Genomic DNA, 13073 nt, shown 5'->3' on the forward strand with positions numbered 1-13073 from the left:
CGTTCAACGACACAGCAGGGCAGGTACTTCGTGGCGCACGACAGCAATTCTCCGGCAGAGCCATTGGTCATCTCGACGGTCTACGGCGCATTGGGCCATCTGGAGCTCAACCGCCCCGCGAAGCTGAACGCCCTGAACCTCGACATGCTGCTGGAGCTGCATCGTGTGCTCAAGGCCTGGGCCGAGGACCCGAAAATCTCGACGGTGCTGCTCACCGGGCGCGGGACGCGCGGATTCTGCGCCGGCGGGGACATCGCCGACTTCCACACCGCGGTGACCACGGGACGCCACCAGGACTTCATCAACCTGCTGTCCAACGAGTTCGACACCGACCAGCTCATCGCTTCCTACCCCAAACCGCTGGTCACCCTGGCGCACGGCATCACCATGGGCGGCGGCATCGGCCTGGCCAGCCACGCGCCGGTGCGCCTGGTGACCGCCGAGGCCCGCATGGGCATGCCGGAAGCCAAGATCGGCTACACCCCGGATGTCGGCGGCAGCCATCTGCTGGCCAACATGCCGGGCCACTTCGGCGAATACTTCGCCATGACCGCCGGCTCCTTCACCGGCGCGGACGCCGTCTACCTGGGCTTCGCCGACGTCGTGGTCTCCGCGGACTTCGCCGAAGACATCCTGGACCACCTGGACGAGTTCATCGGGCTGAACGCCGGCGACCTGGCGGCGGCGATCGAGGTGATGCACGGCGCGGCCGAGTCCCACCGGCTGGAGCTGGACCAGGGCTGGGTCGACCATGCGTTCAGCGCAGACAGCCCCGGAGAAGTCATGCAGCGCCTGGAGCAGATGGTGCACCCGCATGCCCAGCAGGCCGCCGCGCTGATCACGCAGAACTCCCCCACCTCCGTCGCGGCTGCATTCCATGCCGTGCGCGCGGCCCGCGCAGAGGACAACCTGCGCTCGGCGCTGGACCGCGAGCTGCGGCTGGCCGCGCACCTGATGCACCAGCCGGACCTGGCCGAAGGCATTCGCGCGCAGGTCATCGACAAGGACCGCAACCCCTCGTGGACCCCGTGCACCCTGGACGGGGTCAACCAGGACGCGCTGCTGGAGCTGATGGACCCCGCCGACGCCTAGTCTCGCGTCCCGGGGGCAGTTCCCGGGCGCCACCCCTAGGGTTGCTGCGCCTCGCGCTGCTGCTCGGGAATCTGGTTCCCGGGCTGCCCTTCGGGACGCGTGACGTCCTGGTGCACCGGGTGGATCTTCTTGGAGTTGCGCGGCTCCACGCGCGGGGCGCTGACGGCGTCCTCGGGTTCGGCCAGCTCCCGGGGCGGGTCGATGCCCACCCCGCGCGGCTGGCCGTAGGGAATGGGCGAGAACTCCCCGAAGTGGTCCGGGTTGGCCTGGTGCCAGTCCTCGACCCAGGATGCCGGAGGATTCTCCAGCAGTTCGCCGGGGCGAAGCCACTGGAACAGCTCGGCGTAGGAGCGTGTGGACTGCAGGTTCACGCGGCGGCGCAGCATCCGCGTCGTGAGCTGCTCCGGGCTGGTCAGCCCCATCGAGGCCATCAGCTGTCCGGCTTCCGTGACGGTCAACCGGTGGTAGTTGTAGACGCGGTGGCCCTTGTCCTTGACGTCCAGCGCGCGTTCCAGCCGCTTGTTCTGGGTGGTCACGCCCACCGGGCAGTGGTTGGTATGGCACTGCTGGGCCTGGATGCAGCCGGTGGCCATCATCATGGCCCGGGCGGAGAAGGTGAAGTCCGCGCCCTGGATCAGCCGCTTGACGATATCCGACCCGCTGGCCACCTTGCCGGCGGCCGCCAGCCGGATCTCGTCGCGCAGCCCGGCGCCCACCAGGATCGTGTGCACCAGCATCAGCGCTTCGGTCAGCGGGGTGCCCACATGGTCCTCGTACTCGATCGGCGCCGCTCCGGTGCCGCCCTCGGCCCCGTCGACGGTGATGTAATCGACCAGGATCCCGGTTTCCAGCATCGCCTTGCAGATCGCCATGACGTCGGTGCGCGAGCCAACGCAGAACTTGATGCCCACCGGCTTGCCGCCGCTGAGCTCGCGCAGCAGGGCCACGAAGTCCAGCATCTCGCGCGGGGTGGAGAACTCCGGGTGGCTCGCAGGGGAGATGCAGTCCTGCCCCAGGGGCACCTCGCGCGCCTCGGAGATCTCCTGGGTGATTTTCGCTGCCGGCAGCACGCCGCCCAGCCCGGGCTTGGCGCCTTGGGAGATCTTGATGGTGATGCCCTTGACCTCCTCCCGCGCGGCCTTGGCCCGGAAGGTCTCCGGGGCGAAGCGCCCCTCGGGCGTGCGGCACCCGAAGTATCCCGAGCCGATCTCCCAGAAGATGTCCGCCCCGTATTCCAGGTGGTACCTGGTCAGTCCGCCTTCACCGGTTTCCTGGACGAATCCGCCCATGGCAGCGCCCTTGTTCATGGCCATGACCGCATGGGAGGACAGGGCGCCGAAGCTCATCGAGGAGACGTTCAGCAGCGAGATGTCATAGGGCCGGGTGCACTGGCTGGAGCCGATGCGCACCTTGTGCTGTTCGGCGGGCGGCGCCACCGGCGCGGTGGAGTGCACCAGGTACTCGTGCCCCACCCGGTTGACGTCCAGCTCGGTGCCGAAGGCCTTGTGGCTGTCCACGCCCTTGGCCCGGGCGTAGATCACCGAGCGGGTATCGCGGTCGAAGGGCTTGCCGTCGGTGTTGCGCTCGATGAAGTACTGCTGGATCTCGGGCCGGATGAACTCGAACAGGTAGCGCGCGTGCCCGACGATCGGGAAATTGCGCAGGATCGCGTGGCGCTTCTGCGCCAGGTCGTGGATGCCCAGGGCAATCTGCGCGCCGGTCAGCGCGACCAGGATCCACCAGACCCATTCCCCGGAGGTTCCCGCAAGGATCGCCATGAGGACGAACCCCGCGGCCAGCACCGCCAAATACAGGAGGACAACTATGCGCATCATGAGGCGAGCCTAGCCCCTGGCGGGGCCGCTTGTCAGGGGTCCACAGCCAATCCGAGTCCGGCGCGGCCCTAGCTGGCGGGTTCGATCCGGTCCGCTTCGCGCACCGCCATGCGGCTGAACAGCGAGTCTCCCCGGGCCAGCAGCTGCTCCGGTGCGCCGGTTTCGGCCATCCGGCCCGCGCGCAGCACCACGATCCGATCCGCCCCGCGCAGGATGGAGATCCGGTGGCTGATCATCAGCACCGCCATTCCCGCGGCACGCCGGGATTCGACCGCCGCGAGCACCAGCTGTTCGCTGGCCGCGTCCAGCGCACTGGTCGACTCGTCCAGGATCAGCACCTTCGGGCGCCGGATCAGCGCCCGGGCCAGCGCCAGGCGCTGGCGCTGGCCGCCGGAGAGCCGGGAGGAGCGGTCGCCCAGCCGGGTATCCAGGCCCTGCTTCTGGCTTCCCAGCCAGGGTCCCAGGCCCAGTTCCTCCAGCACTGACACCAGCTCGGCGTCCTCGATGTGCTCCAGGCCCAGCAGCAGGTTCTCGCGCAGCGTGCCGCGCACCATGACCGCTTCCTGCGGCACCAGCAGCAGGTGCGAGCGCACCTCGCGCAGCGGGGCCTGCTCCAGCGGAACCTCGCCGAAGCGGCATTCGCCGGTGCTGGGCACCGCCCGGACCAGGGCCGAGGCCGCGGTGGATTTGCCCGATCCGCTGTCTCCCACCAGCGCCACCAGTTCCCCGGGCGCAAGGTGCATCTCCAGGCCGGAGAGCACGGTGTCATCCCCGTAGGCCACTTCCAGTCCGCGGACGCTCAGCGTGCCGGTTTCGGGCAGCAGCCGCGGCGCGGCCGGCTCGGCGACCTGTGGCTGCCCCAGCGCCATGGCATGCAGCCGCTTGGCGCTGGCCAGCGAATCCTGCAGCCCCAGCACGAAGCCGTCCACCGCGCGCACCGCCTCGTAGGAGGGAACCGCGACCACTGTGAGCACCAGCAGCGCCCCCAGCTCCTGCTCCCGGCCGGCCACCGCGAGCAGCGCCAGCACGCTGCCCCAGATCACCGTCTGGGACAGCGCCGCGCGCAGGCCGGTCAGCCGCCCGGCACGCCGGGCGTTCGCCGCGGCGGGCTTGGCCGCGCCGTTGAAGCGCGCGAGCATCCGCGGACCGGCCTCGTAGCCGTGGACCACGTCGATGCCGTTGAGCAGTTCCGCCAGCTGCTGGTTCTGGATGCCGCGCACCCGGGCCTGCCCGGCGGCGGCCCGGCGCAACGTCGGGATGCCCAGGGCCGGGACCACCAGGCCGAGCAGCACGTAGCCGGCCAGCAGGATCAGCGCCGGCGCGGCCCCGAAGCTTGCCCAGGTCCACCAGGCGACAAAGCCGCTGACCACGACGGCGGACACGGCCGGCGGCAGGGTGTGCGCGAAGAACACCTCAACCCGGTCCACGTCGCGGGTGGCGATGGCCAGCAGGCCGCCGGAGTTCCTGGTGCGCGCGGAAAAGGGCGCCTGGTGCTCGGCGGCCGCATACAGCCGGTTGCGCAGCCGCGACAGCGACAGGAACGCGACCCTGTGCCCGACGTACTGCTCGCCGTAGCGCAGCGCCCCCTTGGCCAGGCCCAGCGCGAGGAGGCCCAGCACCAGCGCGGTCCAGGAGGCCCCGGAGCCGGGCTGCTGGATCCCGGCGGCCTTGGCCAGGCCCAGGGCCGCGACGAGGTAGATGCCCAGCGAGGCGAAGCGGGTCAGGCAGGAGAGCAGGCTGGCCAGTGCCAGCGGCGGCAGCAGGTCGGAGGTGGTGTCGAGCAGCCAGCGCAGCGTTGCGGCGGTGCCGGGCTCCGGCTGGGCAGGGGCGGTTGGCTGGGGCCTCATCTACTGTTCCGTTCCGCTCTGGGCGGCGCGCAGCCCGCGGGCGCGCGCCTGAAAGTGTTCCATGGCCCGTTTCAGGTAGCCGTCCTCGCGCAGCAGGGCCTGCCGGTCGCCGGACTGGATGATCCGCCCGCCGTCCATGACGATGACCCGGTCGTAGTCGGCCAGCAGCCCCAGCCGGTGGGTGACGGTGATGGTGGTGATGGAGCGGTCCAGGCCGCGCAGGGTCGCCAGCACCTCGTCCTCGGTCTGCACGTCCAGCGCGCTGGTGGGCTCGTCGAGCAGCAGCAGCGGGCGGCGGGCCAGCAGCGCCCTGGCCAGCGCCAGGCGCTGCGCCTGGCCGCCGGAGAGCCGCGCCCCGGATTCGCCGAGTTTTTCATCCAGCCTGCGCGTGGCTTCGTCGCCCAGCCAGCCGCCCAGCCCTGCCTGCTCCAGCGCCTGGACCATCTGGGTGTTGGTGGCCAGCGGCGCGGCAAGCTGCAGGTTCTCGCGCAGCGTCAGGGCGAACAGCGTGGCCTGCTGCTCCACCACGGCGGCGTTGTGCTTCAGCGTGGCCGGCCCCATGCCGTGGCGGCCGTCGTGGATGATGCCCGTATCCGGTTCCAGCTGGCCCTGCAGCACCCGCAGCAGCGTGGTCTTGCCGCTGCCCGATGGGCCGATCACCGCGGTGCGGGATCCCGCCGGGAACACCGCGCTGATGCCGCGCAGCGCCCGGTGCTCGCCGTCGTAGCTGGCGCCGACGTTCTCCATCACCAGGTCACCGGCGCGCAGGTCGATGTCCAGCGGCCGGGCGACGGACTGGTGCACCGGGAGGTCCTCGATTTCGGCAATCTTCTTCTCCGCGCTGCGCCCGGTCATGCCGATGTAGAAGAAGCTGCCCACGTAGTTCACCGGCGCGAGCATCAGGAAGCTGAGGATGACCAGTGCTGCGGCTTCCCCGGTGGTGAACACCCCGCTGCTCGAACGCCACCAGGCCAGGATCGAGGCGGTGGACAGCAGCAGGATCGCGAAGCTGGAGTCGATGACCAGCAGCACAAGCTGGTTGCGGGCCAGCAGCTTCATGACCTGCCGGCGCACCCGCTCGGAGGCCCTGGCCACCCGCCGGCCCATCCAGTCGCCGGCGCCGTTGAGCTTGAGCATGCCCAGCGAGCGCAGCGCGTCGAGGAAGGTCGCGGTCAGGATCCCCTGCGCCCGGCGGTACTCGCCGGAGGAGGCGCTGAACAGCCGCTGGAATCCGAGCACGATCAGCGGGACCAGCGCGGTGGGCAGCAGCATCAGCCCCGCGGCCAGCGGGTCGATGAACAAGGCGATGAAGACCAGTACCAGCACCGGGGTGGACACCGCGGCGATCGCCGGGCCCATGAAGGCGGTGCGGTACTTGACCGAGCGGTCCACCGAGTCCATGGCGGCCTGCACCAGTTCCCCTTCGCCGGCGCGGCGCACTGCCAGCGGGCCGATGGCCAGGTAGTGCTGCAGCAGCCGGGTGCGGTGGTGCTCGGTCAGCTCCTGGCCCGCGTGCGCGGCGAGCACCGGGACCAGCCAGGCGCACAGGGCGACGGTGAGCAGCTCGCCGCCGGCCGCGAGGTACCAGCCGGGATCCGGCATGCCTCCGGCGGCGATGGCATCGATTGCGCGGCCGATGAGGACCGCCAGGCCCGCGGTGCCGGCCGCGCCGAGCAGGCTGAGCGCGACCACCAGTGCCGTGGACGCCGAAAAAAGACCAAAGACCCTATGCACAGCTCCAATCCTAGGTCAGCGCCCGCTGCGGGGCCGGGATGTCACAGATTGCCCGCAGGGTTTCGCATCAGTCAGACTTGAACGCATGATGAGTCCTGCACCTGCCTCCCGACCGAATTCGGTGACCCTTCGCTTCTTGGCGGCCCCGATGGATGTCGGCGTGGCCGGCACGGTCTCCGCCGGCACCGTGCTGGAATGGGTCGACAAGGCCGCCTACGCCGCGGCCGTCGGCTGGTCGACAAGCTATTGCGTCACCGCCTACGTGGGGAATATCCGTTTCGAGGATCCCATCGGCTCCGGCGACCTGGTGGAGGTGACCGCCTCGGTGGTCTACACCGGCAGCACCTCCATGCACATCCGCACCGAGGTGTCGTTCTCGGACCCGCGCGAGCTGCGCCCCACCATGTCGACCACCTGCCTGGTGATCTTCGTGGCGGTGGACGAGAACGGCAAGCCCACCGCGGTGCCGAACTACGTCCCGGAGTCCCTGCGCGAGATCGAGCTGCGCAACAACGCGCTGGCGCGCATCGATATCCGCAACCAGATCGTCACATCCATGAAGGACCAGGTCTATTCGAACGCCGGCACCGCCGAGCGGGTGGTGCTGCGCTTCATGGCGGCGCCGACCGACGTGAACTGGGGCGGCAAGGTCCACGGCGGCATCGTCATGAAGTGGATCGACGAGGCCGCGGCCCTGTGCGCCTCGCGCTATTGCGGGCAGGATACCGTCGCGGTGTTCTCCGGCGGCATCCGCTTCTACCGCCCGCTGTTCATCGGGGACCTGGTGGAGGTCGAGGCCCGCCTGGTCTACACCGGCACCAAGGGCATGCACATCGCGGTGCACGTGCGCTCCGGCAACCCGAAGACCCGCGAAATGAACCTGACCACCTACTGCCTGACCATCATGGTCACCCGCGACGAGACCGGCACCGCAGTGCCGGTCAAGCCCTGGGTTCCGGTCAGCGAGGAAGACCACCGGCTGCACGACCATGCGTTGGAGCTGCTGACCATCCGCGCCAACGCCCCCGGCGGCTACACCCCGACGCACCTGGTGCATGAACCGGATTCGACCGCCACTGCCGGGGAGTCCGCCAAATGAGCGCAGCACCCTTCGTCAAGGTCTGCGGCCTGTCCACCGCACAGGATGTCGACATCGCCGTGGTCCACGGCGCCGACGCCCTGGGCTTCGTGCTGACCTCCAGTCCGCGCGAGGTCTCGCCCGCGCGGGCGGCCGAACTGGTATCCGCCGTGCCCGGCTCGGTGGCCACCGTGGCGGTATTCCGCTCAGAGGACGCCGCCACCGCGATCCGGCTCTCCCGCGAGGCCTCGGTCGGCTGGATCCAGCTGCACGGCCGGCGCACCCCGGCGGAGATCGCCGCGGTCAAGGCTGCTGGGTTCCATGCGATCCGTGCCGTGCGCATGGACGCCGAACCCGCGGAATTCGAGGACTGGGGCGAGGACTTCCTGCTCATCGACGCGGCTGTTCCCGGCAGCGGCGAAAGCTGGGACTACGCGGCGGTGCGCGAGCTGGCGGCGGGGCGGCGCTGGCTGGTGGCCGGCGGGCTGGATGCGGGCAATGTCGCCGCGGCGCTGGCGAAATCGAAGGCGTCCGGCGCGGATGTCTCCTCCGGGGTGGAATCCTCGCGCGGCATCAAGGACCCGCAGCTGATCTCCGCGTTCCTCGACGCCGCGAAGGCCGCCGGCTAGCCCAGCCAGTTGTGCGGCGCGGGCTTGCGGGAGCCCGGCAGCGCGCCGTGTTCGCGCCAGTCGTGCAGCCACTGCGGGACCACCCGGTCCTCGGGTACGTCAAGCCCCACCGCCTGCATGATCTCCTCGTTGGAGACCGCACCCTTCTTCGAGGTCATGCGGGTGGCGATGTAGGCGCGGGCGTAGATTTCGCCGTCGACCACGATGCGCTGCTCGAAGTAGATGCACTTCTCATCCAGCCCCAGCAGCCGGGTTTCCTGGGAGAACTTCTTGCCCAGCTCGACCGATTTGCGGAAGGTGATGGTTTCGCACTGCACCACCGGCGTCCATTTATTCTTGCGCAGGATGTCCCAGACTCCCGAGCGGAACATCAAATCGAAACGGCCCAAATCGAAGATCGAGAAGTACATGCCGTTGTTGATGTGGCCGGCGAAGTCGATGTCGGTCAGCGTGGCCCGCATGCTCACCGAGCCGGTGTCGAACATCGACAGCTTCGGCGCCTTCTTGCTCTGCAGGAATACCATCAGGATGCGAAAAATCATGTGCATGCCATCACATTACCGTCCAGTAACTTATTTTCCTAGTCATATCCGACGACTGCAACCTTTGTCCTAGTCCTGCCGGCGCATGCGAATTCCCGCACCCTGACGGTACAGTCGAAACAGACTTTCGACTGCCGGCATTGTCCAAGGAGCTGCCATGCGCCGACTAACCGACTACGTCCACCGGCGACTTCCCTCGCTCCCGCCGGCGGATTGGGAACGGCCCGCCCCGAGCCCTGCGGGACTTCGGCGCGACATCGTCGCCGCCCTGGGCCTGCTGGCCTTTGCCATCCTCCTCCAGGAACTGAGCCTGTCGCTGAGCGAGCTCGACAAGGCGCCGACCCGGAGCGAATCCCTGGCCGTGCTCTCGGCGATGATCCTGCCGCTGATGTTCCGCCGGCGCTGGCCGATCTCCATGATGCTTCTCGGCTCGGCGGCATTCATGATCAGCGGAACTTCCGAGGCCTACATGGCCACCATGCAGATCTGCGCGCAGCTGGCCTACTTCCTGGGCCTGTACACCGCTGTCACCTGGTCGCGGAACCGCCGCGCGCTGTGGAGCATCCTGAGCATCGTGCTGCTGGCCATGGCCCTGTGGATCATCATCGACCTGTTCACCTCGGACCTGATGAAATCCATGGATCTGAAGATGGTGGACCACCCCGCGGGTGACATCCCGCAGGACATCGCCTTCCCGCTGTACACCTTCCTGATCAACCTGCTGTTCTTCGGCGGCTCCATCTTCCTCGGGTTGGTCAGCTGGTCCAACGCCTACGCCAACCAGCTGGTCAAGTCCCAGGCGCAGCGCATCGCCGACCAGGCACAGCAGCTGGCGGACCGCGCGGTGAACGAAGAACGCCTGCGCATCGCCCGCGAGCTGCATGACGTGATTGCCCACCACATCGCCTCGGTCGGGGTGCAGGCCGCCGCCGCGCGCATGGTCCAGCCGCGCGCGCCGGAGAAAGCCGCCGAACTCATGAAGGGCGTCGAGGAATCGGCCCGCAGCGCCGTGGGCGAAACGCGTGCCCTGCTTGGCGTGCTGCGCGAAGGCAACGGCGACCTCCTGCCGGATTCCGGAAACGGCGATTCGCGCCGGCCCGAACCCTCGATGAAGCAGCTGCCGGCGCTGCTGGCCGAAAACCGTGCGCAGGGGCTGTCCGTCGAGCTCTCCCGCGCCGAGCACACCCCGGACTACCTGGACTCGTTGCCCGCCGGCGTCTCCCTGGCCCTCTACCGGATCTGCGGCGAGGCCCTGGCCAATGTCCGCCGCCACTCCACCGCGCGCCGCGCCACCCTGAGTCTGCGCTCGGGCGTCGACGAACAGGGTCCCTGGATCGAAGCCGAGGTGACCGACGAGGGAACCGCGCGGCCGGACAGCTCGGGCAGCGGCTTCGGCCTGCGGGGAATCCGCGAACGCGCGAACCTGCACCACGGGCTGGTGGAAATCGGCCCGCGCATCCCCCGCGGATGGCGTACCAGGGCACGGCTGCGGGTGCTGGCCGGCGCGGAAACTAGACTGGTCCCATGAGCAAGATTTCCGTCGTGATCTGCGACGACCAGTCCCTGATCGTGTCCTCGCTGAAGCTGATCCTGGAAACCGACCCGCAGATCGAGGTGGTGGGCACCGCCGAGAACGGCGAGCTGGGCGTGCAGCTGGTCACCGAGCTGAACCCGACCGTGGTCCTGATGGACATCCAGATGCCGCAGCTGGACGGCATCGCCGCCACCTCCCGGATCATCCGGAACACCGGATCCAAGGTCGTCGTGCTGACCACTTTCAACCGCGACGACTACCTCTTCGACGCGCTGGACGCCGGGGCCAGCGGATTCCTGTTGAAGAACACCGATCCCGAGACGCTGATCACCGCGGTGCACCAGGTCGCCGCGGGCCACGGCCTGCTCTCCCCCGAGGTCACGCTCAAGCTCATCCGCCGACGCAGCCTTCCGGCCGACGCAGCGCCCGGCGGGGAGGCGAAGGACCTGCTCTCCGCCCTGACCGAGCGCGAGCTGCAGGTGCTCACCGAGCTGGCCAAAGGCAAGAACAACCAGGAGATCGCCGCGGCGCTCTCGCTGTCCGAGGCAACGGTGAAGACCCACCTGTCGAACCTGCTGGCCAAGCTCCACCTGCGGGACCGCGTCCAGGGTGTGCTCTTCGCCCACCGCCTCGGTCTCATCCAATAGTTTCAGCCTGCAGAGCGAGTCCTGCAGCCGCCTGGATTCCTAAGCTGGGAGGCAGGCAAGGCTGGATCGGCGTAAGGAAACCCCATGCTTGAGGTACACAACGTGTCGCGCTCCTTCGCGGAGCGGCTCGTGTTGGACGACGTCAACTTCACCGTGCCGCGCGGTGCGCTGACCGGGTTCGTTGGCGCCAACGGGGCCGGAAAGACCACCACGATGCGCATCATCATGGGGCTGCTGCAGGCCAGCTCGGGCACGGTGAGCCTGGACGGGAAGCCGCTGGAGTCCGGCACCCGCCCCCACTTCGGCTACATGCCCGAGGAGCGCGGCCTGTACCCGAAGCAGCCGATCATCGACCAGCTGGTGTACCTCGGCCAGCTGCATTCGCTCTCCCGGTCCGACGCACGCCGCCGCGCCATGGAGCTGCTGGCCCGCTTCGGGCTGGACGACCGCGCCAAGTCCAAGCTCGAATCCCTCTCGCTGGGCAACCAGCAACGCGTCCAGGTCGCCGCCGCGCTGCTGCACGAACCCGAGGTGCTGATCCTCGACGAGCCCTTCAGCGGCCTGGATCCCCTCGCGGTGGACGCCATGAGCTCCATGCTGCGCGACTACGCCTCCCGCGGTGTCCCGGTGCTGTTCTCATCCCACCAGCTGGACCTGCTCGACGTGCTGGTCGACCATCTGGTCATCATCCAGGACGGCCACATCCTGGCCAACGCCTCCGCCGAGACGCTGCGCTCCTCGCAGGCCACCCGCCACAAGCTCTCGCTCGGCGCGGACGCCGGATGGCTGCGCGAGGAACCCGGGGTCGAGGTCATCGACATCTCCGGCTCCCGGGCGCTGGTGAACTTCCAGACCGAGTCGGACTCCCAGCGCGTGCTGCGCGAGGCCCTGTCGCTGGGCACCGTCACCGAGTTCGCAATCCACCGCCCTGCCCTGGCCGACATCTACCGGGAGATCATCAAATGAACACCTCCACCGCCCCCTGGTTGATCGTCGCCCTGCGCGAAGTCGAGACGAAGCTCAAGGACAAGGCCTTCGTCCTTTCCACCCTCGGCACCCTGGCGCTGATCATCGGCGCCGTCGCGGTCAACGGCTTCCTGGGCGGCAAGTCCGCGGACTATTCCGTGGCCGCCGCCGACCCGCTGAGCTACCAGGTGCTCACCGAAGCCCAGGACCAGCGCCCGGAGAACATGAACCTGGCCATCTCCCAGCTCGACCCGGAGCAGGCCCGCGCCCAGCTGGCGTCGCAGGACATCGACGCGATGCTGTCGTCCTCCGCCGACCAGCGCACCGTGACGCTCACCGGCTTCGACGAGGTCGACGCCCCGCTTGAACGACTGGTCTCCGCCGCAATGCGCACGGTGCTCACCGACCAGCTGCTGTCCGCCCGGGGATTGGACGCCTCCGCGCTGCCGACCGCGGACGACCTGCACACCGCGCAGCTGCAGGGAGATTCCGAACGCGGCTCGATGATCCGCGCGATGGCCTTCATCTTCTCTTTCCTCTTCTACATGGCCGCGCTGATCTTCGGCATGCCGATCGCCAACTCGGTCATCGAGGAGAAGCAGAACCGCGTGGTCGAGATCCTGGCCAGCGCCGTCAGCCTGCGCCAGCTGCTGGCCGGCAAGATCATCGGCAACGTCCTCCTGGCCATGGCCCAGCTGCTCCTGTTCCTCGGCGTCGGCCTGCTGGCCGCCTACCTTGCGCCGGGAGAAATCCCGTTCCTCGGTGTGGTCTCCACCGTGGCCGGATGGTTCGTCGCCTTCTTCCTCGGCGGGTTCCTGCTGCTGGCTGGCATCTGGGCAGCGCTGGGCGCCTTAGCCACCCGCACCGAGGACCTGCAGCAGTCCAGCGGCCCCGTCATCGGCGCGCTGGTGGCGGTGATGTTCATCGGCATCTATGCCAAGGGCGGTTTCCTGGTTTTCGCTTCGTATATCCCGATCGTCTCCTCGGTGGCGATGCCCATCCGCATGCTGTCCGGGAACGTGGCGCTGTGGGAGCCGCTGCTGTCGCTGGCCGTGCTGTTGGCCGCCTGCTGGGCCGTGCTGCTCTTCTCCGAACGCATCTACCGCCGCGCGGTGATGCACACCGGCGGTGCGCTGACCCTGCGCAAGGCCTTGAAGCTCGAGCTCTAG

The 13073-nt window shown here is 68.8% G+C and carries 11 protein-coding genes; 7 read left to right on the forward strand and 4 right to left on the reverse strand.

Features of this window, described 5'->3' with window-relative positions; genetic code table 11:
• The first annotated feature begins 30 nt into the window (after positions 1 to 30).
• Entirely contained in the window at positions 31 to 1092 is a 1062-nt protein-coding gene (locus JQN66_RS13725) for an enoyl-CoA hydratase/isomerase family protein (protein ID WP_204675536.1), read from the forward strand.
• A 35-nt stretch (positions 1093 to 1127) separates the two neighbouring features.
• On the opposite strand, the gene JQN66_RS13730 is transcribed toward JQN66_RS13725, so the two are convergent.
• The 3 genes from JQN66_RS13730 to JQN66_RS13740 all read right to left on the reverse strand — a co-directional run bounded on the left by JQN66_RS13730 (position 1128) and on the right by JQN66_RS13740 (position 6508).
• Entirely contained in the window at positions 1128 to 2927 is a 1800-nt protein-coding gene (locus tag JQN66_RS13730; protein ID WP_204675537.1) for an FMN-binding glutamate synthase family protein, read from the reverse strand.
• A gap of 68 nt (positions 2928 to 2995) precedes the next feature.
• On the reverse strand, positions 2996 to 4774 hold the full coding sequence (locus tag JQN66_RS13735; protein WP_204675538.1) for an amino acid ABC transporter ATP-binding/permease protein: 1779 nt from the start codon (positions 4772 to 4774) through the stop codon (positions 2996 to 2998).
• Positions 4775 to 6508 (reverse strand): ABC transporter ATP-binding protein/permease, encoded by a 1734-nt coding sequence (locus JQN66_RS13740; protein WP_188950222.1) that lies wholly within the window; start codon positions 6506 to 6508, stop codon positions 4775 to 4777.
• An 85-nt stretch (positions 6509 to 6593) separates the two neighbouring features.
• On the opposite strand from JQN66_RS13740, the gene JQN66_RS13745 reads away from it, so the two are divergent.
• Positions 6594 to 7607 carry an acyl-CoA thioesterase gene (locus JQN66_RS13745; protein WP_420870932.1) on the forward strand — a complete coding sequence of 338 codons (1014 nt, stop codon included), beginning with the start codon at positions 6594 to 6596 and terminating at the stop codon, positions 7605 to 7607.
• Positions 7604 to 8215, forward strand: coding sequence for a phosphoribosylanthranilate isomerase (locus JQN66_RS13750; protein WP_204675539.1), 612 nt, complete (start codon positions 7604 to 7606; stop codon positions 8213 to 8215). The genes JQN66_RS13745 and JQN66_RS13750 overlap by 4 nt, the downstream gene beginning before the upstream one ends.
• On the opposite strand, the gene JQN66_RS13755 is transcribed toward JQN66_RS13750, so the two are convergent.
• A complete protein-coding gene (locus tag JQN66_RS13755) occupies positions 8212 to 8763 on the reverse strand; it encodes an acyl-CoA thioesterase (RefSeq protein ID WP_204675540.1) in 552 nt (183 codons plus the stop codon). The two genes, JQN66_RS13750 and JQN66_RS13755, sit on opposite strands and share 4 nt — an antisense overlap.
• Before the next feature lie 151 nt (positions 8764 to 8914).
• On the opposite strand from JQN66_RS13755, the gene JQN66_RS13760 reads away from it, so the two are divergent.
• From JQN66_RS13760 to JQN66_RS13775, 4 genes are all read left to right on the forward strand, one after another.
• On the forward strand, positions 8915 to 10285 hold the full coding sequence (locus JQN66_RS13760; RefSeq protein ID WP_204675541.1) for a sensor histidine kinase: 1371 nt from the start codon (positions 8915 to 8917) through the stop codon (positions 10283 to 10285).
• Positions 10282 to 10938 carry a response regulator gene (locus JQN66_RS13765; protein WP_204675542.1) on the forward strand — a complete coding sequence of 219 codons (657 nt, stop codon included), beginning with the start codon at positions 10282 to 10284 and terminating at the stop codon, positions 10936 to 10938. Before JQN66_RS13760 ends, JQN66_RS13765 begins: the two co-directional genes overlap by 4 nt.
• 84 nt (positions 10939 to 11022) lie before the next feature.
• Positions 11023 to 11904: an ABC transporter ATP-binding protein gene (locus tag JQN66_RS13770; protein WP_204675543.1), complete on the forward strand. Its 882-nt coding sequence runs from the start codon at positions 11023 to 11025 to the stop codon at positions 11902 to 11904.
• Complete coding sequence (locus JQN66_RS13775) at positions 11901 to 13073, forward strand: ABC transporter permease (protein WP_204675544.1); 1173 nt, start codon at positions 11901 to 11903, stop codon at positions 13071 to 13073. The genes JQN66_RS13770 and JQN66_RS13775 overlap by 4 nt, the downstream gene beginning before the upstream one ends.

The sequence above is a fragment of the Glutamicibacter protophormiae genome, assembly GCF_016894325.1.
Classification (GTDB): domain Bacteria; phylum Actinomycetota; class Actinomycetes; order Actinomycetales; family Micrococcaceae; genus Glutamicibacter; species Glutamicibacter protophormiae.